The organism is Wenzhouxiangella sp. YN1, from assembly GCF_056324145.1.
In genome coordinates this window covers 55,991-68,702 of the sequence record NZ_JBJNIO010000146.1, presented here as the reverse complement: position 1 = coordinate 68,702, position 12,712 = coordinate 55,991, and the positions used below count along the sequence as shown (strand labels likewise).

Genomic DNA, 12,712 nt, shown 5'->3' with positions numbered 1-12,712 from the left:
GTTGTCCCGGATGCGAGCATCCGAATCCCCCAAAAACCCGAGACCCGAGTAAAGCCATGCAGATCAATTCAACCTTCGACAGCGGCAATATCGAGATTCTGGAAGCCGAGTCCGCAGACAATATCCGTCTCAAGATTCGCCCTGACGCGGGCGGAGAGCACATGCAGTGGTTTCATTTCCAGCTGTCGGGCGCGCGCGGGGTCGACTGTCGCATGGCCATCGAAAATGCCGGCGAAGTTTCGTATGTCGGTGGTTTCGAGAACTACCAGGCCGTGGCCAGCAGCGACCGTGTGCACTGGTATCGCGTGCCCACCGAATTCGACGGCCGGCAGCTGATCATCCGCCATCGGCCCGAAAGCGATAGCGTTCACTATGCCTATTTCGCGCCCTACACTCAGTTCGAACACGACAACCTGATCGCCGCCGCTCTGGTCGATCCCCGGGTTCGCGCCGAAACGCTGTGCAGCACGCCCGATGGCCGACCGCACACCATGTTGCAAATCGGTGAGCCCGCGGAAGATCGCAAGAAGATCTGGGTGATTGCGCGCCAGCATCCCGGTGAGTCGATGGCCGAGTGGTGGGTTGAAGGCTTTCTGGAGCGTCTGCTCGATGCCGAGGAGCCGGTCGCTCGCAGGCTGCTGGAGCAGGCCGTGATCTACCTGGTGCCCAATATGTGCATCGATGGCGCCGTACGCGGGCACCTGCGCTGCAACGCCAAGGGGCGCAATCTCAACCGCGAATGGCTGGAGCCATCCGAGCAGGATTCGCCCGAGGTCTACTTCACGCGCCAGAAAATGCATGCCACCGGCGTTGATCTGGCCTTTGATGTGCATGGTGACGAAGAGCTGCCCTACAACTTCATCGCCGGAGCCGAAGGCACGGCCTCATGGAACGAGCGCAAGCAGCACCAGCTCGACACCTTCAAAAGTCTGCTTGCCGGCATCAGCCCCGATTTCCAGACGCGCTACGGCTACGAGGTGGATGCGCCGAACAGTTCGGACATGAAGAAGAACACCGACTACATGGCCGAGACCTTCGACTGCCTGGCCATGACCCTGGAAATGCCGTTCAAGGACAATGCCGACATGCCGATGCCGGAGATCGGCTGGTCGCCGGATCGCTGCAAGCATCTGGGCTCGGCCTGCGTGGATGCTTTCTGGCAGATTCTGCCCGAGCTCTGAAGCCCCCGCGTGTTCGACGGCAGGCCGTCTGTTGCCTGCCGTCTTCTTCCCTTGCTCTATTGCGCTGATCGAAACCAGAAGTTCGACGCCACCGTGATGCGCTCGCTCTGGCCGTGGTAGGGCGCGACCTCGTGCATCAGGTGTGAAGGAAAAATCACCAGCTGCCCCGCTTGCAGGCGATAGTTGATTGATCCATGCCCGTAGGGCCGTCGCAGATGCATGTTGCCGGGGTCAAGATACATGCTGGCCGCCGGCCGGGCGTCGAGGAAGCGCAGCACGCCGTTGTCCGGGTTTCTGGCGCCCTCGTCATCGCCGGGCGAGACGCAGTAAACGCTGGAAAAGGCAGCCATCGGATGATTGTGCACCGAGGCATAACCCCCGCGGCGCGTGATGTGAAACCAGCTGTGGTTTGAAACCTGGAGCTGCTGCATCTGCGCGTTGCTGTAACCGTTGAGTTCGCTGACCACGCGCACCACGCTGCCGATCACGAAGCGCTTGAGCGCCTGGACGCAGTCGTCGGGCCAGCTGAACAGGCTGAAGTGCGATTCGAAGACGTTGTGCTTCAGGGTGGGGGTCGGCGGCTGCGGCCGGATCTCCGGCCCCTCACGTTCGAGAAACAGCGCGCGTAGCGCCTGATTGAGCGGTTCCGGCTCGGGGTGGCGCGTCTCGATCAGGGGTGCGGCAAACGCCGGGGTGATGTTCAGTGAAGACTGTCTGGACATGATGTGGGTCAACCTCCAATGGTAAAAGGCCCGCAAGCGAGTCGCTTGCGGGCCTTGTGCTTTCAGGCTTTCGACGCTGAGTCAGAAGTCGAAGCTGATCCGGCTGTAGAAGAACTGACCGGGGATGCGGTGCTGCGTTGCATCAAAGCTGTTGGAGAAAGCCGCTGTCGAAACCGGCGGATCACGATCGAAGACGTTGTCGACGCCGATCGTGAACTTGCCGTCGGCAAAGTCCACCAGATCATCCAGATAGTAGGACAGCTGAATGTCGTTGTAGACCACGGAAGACAGCTTGTTGGTCGGGTTCTGCGGGTCCGGGTTGGAGCACAGCCCCAGCTCCGAGAGGCTTGGCGACAGGCCGTCGCTGCAGGCTTCGGTATAGCTGTGGACATAGCTTGCGTTCCAGACTGCTTCCCAGGGGCCCATCGACCAGATCAGGTCGAGGTTGCTGCGCCATTTCGGGAAGCTGCGGTCAGGCTGACCAGGCAGCAGGGTGCCGAGCAGGTCGCGGACCTCCGGCGGCGCGTCGGGGTTGGAAAAGTCGGGAACGATTTCCTCGAACTTCGAGGTGTAGTTGCCACGCCAGACGGCCCGCAAGGCGCCCCAGGGCATGTCGCCAAAGCTGTAGTCCACCGACCAGTCCACGCCGGCGGTTTCGGTGCCACCGAGGTTGACCCGGGTATCGAGCAGACTGGTGATTTCGCCGGAGCCCGTGCGCTCGACCAGGTCGCACAGCCGTGCCGAGTAGGCGCAGGCGTCGAGGATGCTCTGCGCACCCAGCGAGCTGATGGAGTTCTCCAGTTCGATATTGTAGTAGTCAACCGATACGTTCAGTCCCGGAACGAACTCGGGGCTCCACACGGCACCGGCCGTGAAGGACTCCGAGGTTTCCGGTTCCAGGTCCGGGTTGCCGCCGGTGGTAATGCGGATCTGGGGGTTGATCTGCTCGTAGCTGCCGTCAGCCGGCACGCCCTGGTTGATGCAGTTGTCGATGACCGACTGGGGCGCGTTGGTGTCGAGGAAGTTGGAGCAGGGGTCGGCCAGCTCGGGGTCGGACACGCCCTGACCACCGTAGAGCTCCTGAATGCCCGGCGCGCGGAAGCCTTCGGCATAGCTGGTGCGCAGCAGCAGGCTGTCGACCGGACGCCAGCGCAGGCCGAGACGGCCGGTGGTGTCGGAGCCCAGTTGTTCGAAGTCCGACGAACGCAGCGAAGCGTCGATTTCGAGCATTTCCGCGCCCGGCGCGTTGGCCAGCAGGGGAACGTTGACCTCGGCATACCAGGCCTCGAGGTTGAGCCGGCCCGAAGTCGGTGAACGCTGGCCACCGCTGACGCTGGCGGCGCCCGATCCGGCCTGGGCCAGCGGGTCCGGAGTGTCGGCGGCATACTCGCGACGCTTTTCGAAGCCCGCGGCAAAGGCCAGAGGGCCGGCCGGAAGGTCGACGATCTCGCCGCCGATATTGGCCAGCCAGCTGATCATCTCCTGTTCGTTCTGCTCGAGCGCGGTGTAGGTGACGTAGTCGACCATCTCGGGCGTGATCGAGCCGCCGCTGCCCGGCGCGCTGCCGGTGCCCTGCTGCCCGCCGAAGAAGTTGAACGGCACGCAGTCGTCGGTGCACTCATCGATCGGTCCCAGAGCGCGGCGCAGGCGGTCGTGGTTGAGCAGGTTCTCGATGCTGGCGTTGCGTTCCGAGCGTGAGTAGGTGTATGACACATCCCAGTCAAAAGGCCGACTGGCGAGGTCGAAGCTGCCTTCCAGGCCGCCGGTCCAGCGCCAGGTGTCGACCTTGCCGTTGTAGTTTCGCGTGCCGGCTTCGATGAAGCGGCGGCCCGCCAGCTCCAGATTTTCACGCGGATCCAGGTCGATTCCGAACGGGTTGTAGGGGTTGCTCGCCGAGACACCGATATCCAGCGGCAGGGTGCCGCCCGAGCCCAGGCCGATGGGCACCGGGGCCTGCAGCTGGGTGGACTCGCGGCGGTTGTAGAAGGCTTCGGAGAATACCCGCAGCTGGGGCGCGAACTCGTGCGCGGCCTGGATGTAGGCCGAGGTCTGCTGCAGCGGAATCTGCAGGTAGTTGTCCGGAGCATAGTTGTAGCGGTCCGCGGTGCCGTCGAACGGACGGAAGTCATCACGTGACGGCATGCCGGTGCCCGAATCACGGGTCAGGTCGAATGATTCGCCGGTTCGCGGGTCTGTGAAGATGAAGCGCCCTTCGGGCGTGAACGAGGAGCCGCGGCTGATCGGGCCACCGAAATCGTCGGCGCCATACTGCGGCACGCGCGAGATCTTGCGGTCGGCGGCCATGATCGCTTTCTGCTTGGTGTAGCTGAGGTTGACCAGCACATTGCTCTGGTCGTTGCCGCGGCCGATGGTGAAGCTGTAGGCCTCTTGCTCGCCGTCACTCTCGCTTGTCTGGCCATACTGTGCGCTGGCCGAAACGCCGTCGAAGTCGGTACGCGTGATGATGTTGATCACGCCGGCAATGGCGTCGGAGCCATAGACCGAAGAAGCGCCGCCGGTGAGCACTTCGATGCGCTCGACCGCCGCGGCCGGAATGGTACTCAGATCAGCCGCGTTGGCCACGCCGGCCTGGGTGGTGGCCTTGACCCAGCGACGGCCGTTGACCATGACCAGGGTTCTTTCCGGGCCGAGATTGCGCAGTGAAACGCGCGTACCACCGTCACCGCCCTGATCGGGCGCGTTGAATGCGGTGTTGATCGCCGAGCCCGACGAGGCCAGGTCCTGCAGCACATCACCGAGCCGTGCGTGGCCCGTCCGCGCAATGGCTTCGGCGTCGATGACCGTGACCGGCGCGGTGCCTTCAAAGTCCGTCCGCTTGATTCGAGAGCCGGTGACCTCCACGCGATCGAGCGAGGAACCTTCGGTTTCCTCCTGCGCGCTCGCGTTGCCGGCCAGCATCAGCGGAAGCGCCGTGGCGAAGGCCGCCGCGAATACGCTCAGCCTGGGTTGACGTTGCTTCATTTGAGTCTTCTCCCAACAATTTGTCATTGGATATGTGGATTGTGTCCCCCCTCAGCCGCATGAAAATCCCACAAAACTGGTGGCAATTGCAAGCATCTGGTTCACTTTTGTGAAAAGCGTTCAGCGTTGTGCGATTCATCCCGCGATTCATCGCATGATCGAGGTTGCATGCTCGCCCGCGATGCGCGCGAACGCGGCAAACTGCAAGGGGCGCTGAAGACGTTGCCGTGCGGCGGTGCGGCTGGTCTGGGGGGCTGAGGAAGGGGCCGGGTTCGGGTTGACGCCGGCGGTGAAGTCAGTCGAGCCGGCTGGCCGGATCAACCAGTTCGAGCCGCCGGAGCGCGATGCCGGCCTGCGTGCGATTGCGAGCGTTGAGCTTTTGCAGGATTTCGCTCATGTGGGCCTTGACGGTGCGCTCCTGAATGCCCAGTTCGTCGGCGATCTGCTTGTTGAGCCAGCCGTCTGCCACCAGCGCCAGAACGCGAAACTGCTGCGGCGTGAGGGCGGCAATGCGTTCGGCCAGCACCAGATCTTCATCGTCGGAGTCGAGCTCGGCCACGGCGCGTTCCAGGTGGGCCGGCACCCACTCCCGGCAGTCGAGCACGGCGTTGAGCGCGGTGGTCAGGTCGTTCAGGCCGGAGCTTTTGGGTATGAAGCCGGCCGCGCCATGGTCGAGCACGCGGCGGATCACGCGCGGGTCTTCGTTGGCCGAAACGACGACAACGGCAACCGCGGGATGATTGCTGCGAATCGAGGCCAGCCCGGCGAGGCCATGGCTGCCGGGCATGTGCAGGTCGAGCAGCACCAGATCCACGTCTTCATGCCGTGCAAGTGCCGCGGTGGTTTCCGGAAGGTCGCGGGCTTCGAGGATCTCCAGATCGTCCAGACAGGCGCCGAGCGCCTGTACCAGAGCGGCCCGGAACAGCGGATGATCGTCGGCGATGAGAACGCGGGTGTCCATGCCTGCCTATGCTATTGCACCGTCCAGCCGCCGTCGACGACGATGCACTGGCCGGTGATGTTGCGCGCCGCCGGGCTGGTCAGAAAGGCGCAGATGCCGGCCAGTTCCTCGAAGGAAATGAACACGCCCTTGGGCATGGGCTTGAGCATGATTTCGTCGACGACGCGATCTTCGGAAATTCCGTGGGTCTTCGCCTGGTCGGCGATCTGCTTTTCCACCAGCGGCGTCTTCACGTAGGTCGGGCACACGGTGTTGACGGTGAGGTCGGTGTCGGCCGTTTCCAGCGCCAGCACCTTGGAAAAGCCGGTCAGGCCGTGCTTGGCGGCCACGTAGGCGCTCTTGAACGGGCTGGCGACCAGCGAATGGATCGAGCCGATGTTGATGATGCGGCCAAAGCCTTGCGCGCGCATGGTCGGCAGTAGCGCGCGGCTCAGGCGCGCGCTGCCGGTCAGCATCACCTGAACGAGCTGATCCCACTGGTTCATGGGAAAATCCTCGAGCCGGGCAACGTGCTGCAGACCGGCGTTGTTGATGAGCACATCAACGCCGTCATCCAGCGCCGACATCAGTTGTTCGACGCTGTCGTCGCGAGTGACATCCACGGCGAACGACTGCGCCATGCCGCCGGCTTCGGCAATCGCCGCGGCGCTTGCCGCGGCGGCGTCGGCGTCCAGATCGGTGGCGAGGATGCGGTGGCCGGCGCGCGCCAGTTCGGCCGCAATGCCGGCGCCGATGCCGCTGCCGGCGCCGGTAATCAGAATGCGCAGGGGACGGTCGTTCATGATCGGGTCGGGCTCCGGAAGCAGGTTGTTCAGCGTGAGCGAAAGCCTAGCAGAGGCACTGGTCTCCGGCTGCTGTACCAAAGTCCATTGGGAGCATGCGAGCGCGCCCTGCTAAAGTGACTTGCCCGACCGTTCCCACCTGAAACCGATCGAGAAAGCCGATGAAACGACTGAGTTCGATTGCCTTCCTGCTCACCTTGCTCTTGTTGGTTGCCTGCGATCCGGGCCGGACGTCTGCTGGCGACCCAGATGCCGCAGCAGAACTCGACATCCGGGCGACTACGCACCGCGACGGCGACGATCTGCTGAGCGCGGGTCTTGGCCTTGACGGTCTGGCCGGCCCGCCACCGCAAGCCATTGATCCGCAAGCGCCGACGCCGGCGGAGCTGCGCCGCCTGGCGATCTACAAGTCCTGGACCGGCATCCAGAGCTTCACCCCGGCCGGCGGACTTGGCGGCTTGCTTGATGAACTACCGGCGGTCCCCGGCCGCGAATTTCAGGCGTTTCTCACGGTGGCCGAGGCAAGCCGACCGGTGCGCACGCTTATCCAGCTGCCTGACGATTTCGATACCACCTCGCCCTGCCTGGTGGTGGCGCCCGCCTCCGGTTCACGCGGCGTCTACGGCGCCATTGCCCTGGCCGGACCGCAGGCCTTGCCGGCCGGCTGCGCCGTGGCTTATACCGACAAGGGCGCCGGCAGCGACATCTTCGACTATTCCACCGCCAGCGGCGTGGCCCTGGACGGGACGCGCGCTGCACGTGACGAGGCCGAACTGGGCTTCGACCCCGGCGCCATCCCCGCCGCCGCCGACGACTCCGATCGGGCCGCCCCCGATCCAATGGCCGTGGCGCTGCCGCACGCGCACTCCGGCGACCACCCGGAGGCCGATTGGGGGCGCCACGTTCTCGCCGCGGCGGATTTTGGTCTGCGGGTGTTGTCCGACGAGCTCGAGGGCGACTATTCGGCCGACAACACGCGCGTGATTGCCGTCGGCTTGTCCAACGGCGGCGGTGCGGTACTGCGCGCGGCTGAACTTGATGAGGCTGGCCTGCTCGACGCCGTGGTGGCCATTTCGCCCAACGTCACCGCACCCGGCGCGAGGCCGCTTTACGACTACGGCACGGCTGCGGCGCTTTACCAGCCCTGCATGCTGGCTGACGCAGAAAAGCTTGACGCCATGCCGCTGGGCAATCCGATGCTGGCCGCCCTCGGTGAGCTGCGCTGCGCTTCGCTGGTTCGCGTCGGGCTGCTTGAGGCGCCCAGCGCCGAAGCTGCCCGCACGCGGCTGCAGGCCATGGGTTTTGAGCAGCCGGCGCTGGAGCAGGCAGCCGTCAATACGACCCTTGGCCTGTGGCGCTCGGTTGCCGCCAGCTACGCCTCGGCCTATCTGCGGCGCAGCACCTTCGACATGCCCTGCGGCTTTGCCTACAGCGCTGCAGAAGCCACGACTGCCCAGCGTCAGTCCTGGTGGGCAACCCATTCCGGAGTCGGCGCCGGCGAGGGCATCGTGCTGACCGACTCGCTGGGCGAGGGTGAAGGGCAGGACGTGCAGTTGCCCGCGTTGCGCTGCCTGCGGTCGCTATGGGACGGCAAGGGCAGGGAAACGCGCGGCCTGCGCGAGGCGGTCGAGGCGACCCGCGCTTCTGGTGCGCTGCCTGGTGATACGCCGGTGATGGTCATTCACGGCGCCGCCGATGGGCTGATTCCGGCCGCGTTCAGCTCGCGGCCCTGGGTCGAGCAGGCACGTGCTGCTGGCGGCAACGTGACTTATTGGGAAGTCAACGACGCGCAGCACTTCGATGTGCTGCTTGGCGCGCCGGGCGTGGCCGGGCGCTACGTGCCCCTGCTGCCCTACGGCTGGAAGGCCATGGATCGGCTGCAAGCGGTGCTCGACGGCGAAGGTACGATCGGTGAAGATCGCAACATCGATCCCGAACCCGCCCCCGCCGGTGAGCCGCTGGAATGGCCGGACCTGGGCCTGTAGACGGTCTCCCCGGTGTCTATTCGAGCACAGCGCGCCTGAGCATGGCGCGGCTGTAGAAAACCAGGAAGATGCCGATGGCGACGATCACGACCGAGAAGAACATGCCGCCGGTGCCCATGATTTCGGCTCCGTTCGAGAGCACGAAGTTCTGGAACGAGGTCGCCAACATGGCGATCAGCGAGATGATGAACAAATGGCAGGCCCAGCGCCGGCGAACGAGCATGGCCAGCGAGCCGATCAGCGCACCCCAGGTGGCGATGCCCCAGGTGATCACCGCCCAGGTCGGAATGGCATGAAAATACGCCAGCTGCTCTTCGCTGAAAGCGGACATGTAGGACTCCAGCGGCAGTTGCGTAGCCAGGAAGTCGAAGGCGCCAACCGCGTTCCAGAGTACGGCCAGGACCGCGATGATCCAGAAATGGAGCGGTGCCTTGATGGCGGTTGCCTCGGTCATCGGGACGGCCCTCTTGTGGTTGCCGACTGGCCGTATTCTGCGCCTGTTCCGGGCGCTCGGCAAATCACCGATTCCTCATTTCGCTGATCGATACTTCGGTATCCTTTGACAATGACAGGCAGGTTCGTGACATCGGTGTTCGCGTTTGTTCGGCGCTGGGTGGGCATTCTCCAGGCGGCGGGCAAGAACTGGCTCGACAGCCAGGCTTTCATTTATGCGGCGGCGCTGGCATTTTTCACCGTCTTCTCGATCGCGCCGGTCATCATCGTCGTCGTCGCGCTGGTCGGCGTGTTCCTGGGCGAGGATACCGCCCGCGCAGAACTGATGAGCCAGCTCGAGGCGGTGCTGGGGGAGCAGGCAATCGGGGTGGTGGAAACAGCCATCACCAACTCCCGCATCGAAGACAGCGGGCTGTGGCCGACGCTTGCCGGTATTGGCGCCACTGCAGTTGGCGCGACCACGGTGTTCGCCCAGATGCAGAAATCGCTCAACCAGATCTGGGACGTGGTGCCGCGTCCTTCGCGCAACAGCATCTGGCTGTTCGTCAAGGCGCGCATGCTGTCGCTGACCATCGTTCTGGCAATCGGTTTCGTGCTGCTGGTCTCGCTGCTGCTCAGCGTGGTGGTGCGCGCGATCATGGTGCATGCCGAGCAGTGGTTGCCGATGCCGGCCGAAGCCATGGTTGGCGTTGAGCTGCTGCTGTCGCTGACGGTGGTCACGATGCTTTTTGCGGCGATCTTTCGCATCTTGCCCGATGTGGTTCTGCGCTGGTCCGAGGTGCTGGCCGGAGCGTTCATCACGGCCTTGCTGTTTACCGTCGGGCGCTCGTTGATCGCGTGGTATCTGGCCAACACGGCAGCGGCCTCGGCTTACGGCGCGGCCGGCTCACTTGCGCTGCTGCTGCTGTGGGTCAACTACTCGTCGCTGATTCTGCTGTTCGGGGCTGCCATCTGCCGCGCCCATCTGGAAGCGCGCGATCGCAGCATCCGCCCGCGCAATACGGCAGTGCGGGTGCACCACGAGCTGCTGGAAGATACCGCGTCAAGAAAAGAGAGCTGACGCGCCGGGTTTCTCGGAAGCGGCAGCAGCTTATGCAAGCAAAGTGGTCTGCCATCTTGCCCTGAGTCGGCTTTCCAGCCATTCATCCACTGGCGGCGGGTGCATGTCGGCGCCTGTCAGCAGCTCTTCGAGCTTTTTGGCCAGGCTGTCGGCGCTTCCCGCCGGGTAACGAAAACGCGCCGGGTACTGCTCCGGGTAGCACAGGGCGTCCGGCACTATCGGAATGGCGCCCGCGCTGACGGCTTCGAGCATCGACAGGCCCTGAAACTCGTGGGCCGCGGTGGATACCACCACGCCGGCGCGAGCGACCACGGCCTGATATTCATCGCGGGGCAGAAAGCCATCGGCAACAATGCGATTCGGCAGGGCCTTGCGCAAGCGCTCGAGAGCGGCAACGGATTTGAGGCCGCGTGCGCCGAGCAAGGCAAGCCGGAAATCGATGCCGCGATCGGCCAGGGCAGTGATGGCCTGGGCGAAGACCTCCGGCTGCTTGTCGTACTCCCAGCGATGGTTCCAGAGAATCAGGCGGCGATCCTTCTTGATCGCTGGCTGAATCGGTTCGACACCGACCGGCAGAACCGCTGATTTTTCACGCAGTCGTTGCCCGATTCCAGCGGGAACATGATCGGGCATTCTGGCCAGCAGTTCGGATACGCCGGCGAGATAGCTGTCGCGGTTGAAGGCGGAGTTGAACCGCAGGCGGTCGGCGGCCAAGCCGGCGTAGATCTGCACCATGGCCGGCTCCACCGTCCTGATCTGGTGCTTGCTGACCGGGTAGGCAAACTGGTTTTCATGAAAATAGAGGAGGCTCGGCACTTCGGCAAGCTGCGGGTTGAGGCCCTTGAGCGTGGCCAGGTCGACCATCGAGGTGGCCAGCACGAGATCTGGTCGGGGGTATGCGGGCAAAGCGTCAATCCAGCTCAGGGGGTTGGAGCGAATGCGCCAGGCGAAGTGCCGACCGGGCAGCTCGTATACCTGCCAGTCGAATTCGTCGAGCTCGCGCCTCAGCCAGTCAACCCAGTGAGCATGGCTGTGGGAACGATAAGCCGACAGCAGAAGAATGCGCCGCATGCCGGGTTAATACCTCCCGTGGAGTGTCGCGTCGGAGTATAGCAATGCGCAGGGCGATCCCTGCGGCGGGCCGGGGTACATTAAAATGCCGCCATGAATGATCTGTTTGCATCCGGGGCCGACGATCAGACGCCTGCCGGACCGCTGGCCGACCAGCTGCGGCCGAGTGATTTTGACGAAGTGGTAGGGCAGGACCACCTGCTGGGGCAGGGCAGGCCGCTGCGGCGGATGGTCGAGTCCGGACGCGTTGCCTCCCTAGTGTTCTGGGGGCCGCCGGGCACCGGCAAGACCACCCTGGCGCGGCTGCTGGCGCAGGTCGGCGAACTCGAGTTCGTCCAGCTCTCGGCCATCTTCTCCGGCGTGGGCGATCTGAAGAAGATTTTCGAGGCCGCGCACCTGCGTCGCCGCGGCGGCGGTCAGGGTACGCTGCTGTTCGTCGACGAGATCCACCGCTTCAATCGGGCGCAGCAGGACAGCTTTCTGCCTTATGTCGAGGACGGCACGATCACGCTCGTTGGTGCGACGACCGAAAACCCTTCTTTCGAACTCAACGGGGCGCTGCTGTCGCGGATGCAGGTGCTGGTGCTCGAGCGGCTGGACCACACCGCCCTCGATGGCCTGCTCGACCGGGCTCAGGCGCGGCTCGAGCGCGCGCTGCCCGTCAACGAAGAGGCGCGCCGCCTGTTGCTGGCCATGGCCGACGGCGACGGGCGCTATCTGCTCAACCTGGTTGAGGTGATTTACCAGCTGGTCGGCGCCGGTGAGACGATTGACAGCGAGCGCCTGAAAGAGATCGTGCAGCAACGGGCGCCGGCCTACGACAAGGACCGTGAAGCCCATTACAACCTGATCTCTGCGCTGCATAAATCGCTGCGTGGCTCTGATGCCGATGCGGCCCTGTATTGGCTGGCACGCATGCTCGTTGGCGGTGAGGATCCGCTCTACATCGCGCGTCGGTTGATCCGTATCGCCTCCGAGGATGTCGGGCTGGCCGACCCACAGGCGCTCACCCAGGCCCTGGCAGCACGCGAGGCCTTCCAGGTGCTGGGCTCGCCCGAGGGCGAGCTGGCCATCGTTCAGGCGGCGCTCTATCTGGCCACCGCGCCAAAGTCCAACGCCGTCTACAAGGCGGCGGGCGCGGCCTGGCACTCGGCGAAGAAAACCGGCTCGTTGATGCCGCCGGCACATGTTCTCAACGCGCCGACCAGGATGATGAAGGAGCTCGGCTACGGGCAGGGCTATGTTTATGATCACGACACCGAGACCGGGTTTTCCGGGCAGGACCATTTCCCCGAGGAAATGCAGCGCCAGTCGTTCTATCAGCCGGTGGAGCGGGGGTTCGAGCGTGAGGTGCGCAAGCGGCTGGAATGGTGGGCGCGGCAGCGACGAGGTGAATGATGGAACGTTTGCCCGACGAGTGGATCGAATGAAAAATTCAGGGTTATTTGCAAGTCGCGTGATGTGTAGCGCTAAAAGACCCTTATAATGTGACTCACATCAATTTCTTGGGGTTTG

Annotated in this window: 10 protein-coding genes; 4 read left to right on the top strand and 6 right to left on the bottom strand. The window is 64.2% G+C overall.

The features are described 5' to 3' along the window. The first annotated feature begins 56 nt into the window (after positions 1-56). Complete coding sequence (locus ACEWQZ_RS07120) at positions 57-1,181, top strand: M14 family metallopeptidase (protein WP_476482386.1); 1,125 nt, start codon at positions 57-59, stop codon at positions 1,179-1,181. 56 nt (positions 1,182-1,237) lie between these two features. Here ACEWQZ_RS07120 and ACEWQZ_RS07115 read toward each other — a convergent pair whose 3' ends face one another. The 4 genes from ACEWQZ_RS07115 to ACEWQZ_RS07100 form a co-directional block, all read right to left on the bottom strand. Further along, on the bottom strand, positions 1,238-1,903 hold the full coding sequence (locus ACEWQZ_RS07115; RefSeq protein ID WP_476482385.1) for a putative 2OG-Fe(II) oxygenase: 666 nt from the start codon (positions 1,901-1,903) through the stop codon (positions 1,238-1,240). 81 nt (positions 1,904-1,984) lie between these two features. Then, positions 1,985-4,885, bottom strand: coding sequence for a TonB-dependent receptor plug domain-containing protein (locus ACEWQZ_RS07110; RefSeq protein ID WP_476482384.1), 2,901 nt, complete (start codon positions 4,883-4,885; stop codon positions 1,985-1,987). 295 nt (positions 4,886-5,180) lie between these two features. Continuing rightward, complete coding sequence (locus ACEWQZ_RS07105; protein WP_476482383.1) at positions 5,181-5,846, bottom strand: response regulator transcription factor; 666 nt, start codon at positions 5,844-5,846, stop codon at positions 5,181-5,183. 11 nt (positions 5,847-5,857) lie between these two features. Next, entirely contained in the window at positions 5,858-6,628 is a 771-nt protein-coding gene (locus ACEWQZ_RS07100; RefSeq protein ID WP_476482382.1) for a 3-hydroxybutyrate dehydrogenase, read from the bottom strand. Positions 6,629-6,789: 161 nt separating this feature from the next. On the opposite strand from ACEWQZ_RS07100, the gene ACEWQZ_RS07095 reads away from it, so the two are divergent. After that, positions 6,790-8,613 (top strand): 3-hydroxybutyrate oligomer hydrolase family protein, encoded by a 1,824-nt coding sequence (locus ACEWQZ_RS07095; protein WP_476482381.1) that lies wholly within the window; start codon positions 6,790-6,792, stop codon positions 8,611-8,613. A gap of 16 nt (positions 8,614-8,629) precedes the next feature. Here the strand turns inward: ACEWQZ_RS07095 and ACEWQZ_RS07090 are convergent, their stop codons facing one another. Further along, entirely contained in the window at positions 8,630-9,067 is a 438-nt protein-coding gene (locus tag ACEWQZ_RS07090) for a hypothetical protein (RefSeq protein ID WP_476482380.1), read from the bottom strand. 111 nt (positions 9,068-9,178) lie between these two features. Here ACEWQZ_RS07090 and ACEWQZ_RS07085 point away from each other — a divergent pair, with 111 nt between their 5' ends. Continuing rightward, complete coding sequence (locus ACEWQZ_RS07085; protein ID WP_476482379.1) at positions 9,179-10,126, top strand: YihY/virulence factor BrkB family protein; 948 nt, start codon at positions 9,179-9,181, stop codon at positions 10,124-10,126. Positions 10,127-10,156: 30 nt separating this feature from the next. On the opposite strand, the gene ACEWQZ_RS07080 is transcribed toward ACEWQZ_RS07085, so the two are convergent. Beyond that, on the bottom strand, positions 10,157-11,197 hold the full coding sequence (locus ACEWQZ_RS07080; protein ID WP_476482378.1) for a tRNA-queuosine alpha-mannosyltransferase domain-containing protein: 1,041 nt from the start codon (positions 11,195-11,197) through the stop codon (positions 10,157-10,159). Between the two features lie 93 nt (positions 11,198-11,290). Here ACEWQZ_RS07080 and ACEWQZ_RS07075 point away from each other — a divergent pair, with 93 nt between their 5' ends. After that, entirely contained in the window at positions 11,291-12,595 is a 1,305-nt protein-coding gene (locus ACEWQZ_RS07075; protein ID WP_476482377.1) for a replication-associated recombination protein A, read from the top strand. Positions 12,596-12,712 lie beyond the last annotated feature (117 nt).

Bases quoted from the DNA above. Each gene is read 5' to 3' on its own strand.
- ACEWQZ_RS07120 (WP_476482386.1), top strand. From the start codon at position 57: ATGCAGATCAATTCAACCTTCGACAGCGGCAATATCGAGATTCTGGAA.
- ACEWQZ_RS07115 (WP_476482385.1), bottom strand. From the start codon at position 1,903: ATGTCCAGACAGTCTTCACTGAACATCACCCCGGCGTTTGCCGCACCC.
- ACEWQZ_RS07110 (WP_476482384.1), bottom strand. From the start codon at position 4,885: ATGAAGCAACGTCAACCCAGGCTGAGCGTATTCGCGGCGGCCTTCGCC.
- ACEWQZ_RS07105 (WP_476482383.1), bottom strand. From the start codon at position 5,846: ATGGACACCCGCGTTCTCATCGCCGACGATCATCCGCTGTTCCGGGCC.
- ACEWQZ_RS07100 (WP_476482382.1), bottom strand. From the start codon at position 6,628: ATGAACGACCGTCCCCTGCGCATTCTGATTACCGGCGCCGGCAGCGGC.
- ACEWQZ_RS07095 (WP_476482381.1), top strand. From the start codon at position 6,790: ATGAAACGACTGAGTTCGATTGCCTTCCTGCTCACCTTGCTCTTGTTG.
- ACEWQZ_RS07090 (WP_476482380.1), bottom strand. From the start codon at position 9,067: ATGACCGAGGCAACCGCCATCAAGGCACCGCTCCATTTCTGGATCATC.
- ACEWQZ_RS07085 (WP_476482379.1), top strand. From the start codon at position 9,179: ATGACAGGCAGGTTCGTGACATCGGTGTTCGCGTTTGTTCGGCGCTGG.
- ACEWQZ_RS07080 (WP_476482378.1), bottom strand. From the start codon at position 11,197: ATGCGGCGCATTCTTCTGCTGTCGGCTTATCGTTCCCACAGCCATGCT.
- ACEWQZ_RS07075 (WP_476482377.1), top strand. From the start codon at position 11,291: ATGAATGATCTGTTTGCATCCGGGGCCGACGATCAGACGCCTGCCGGA.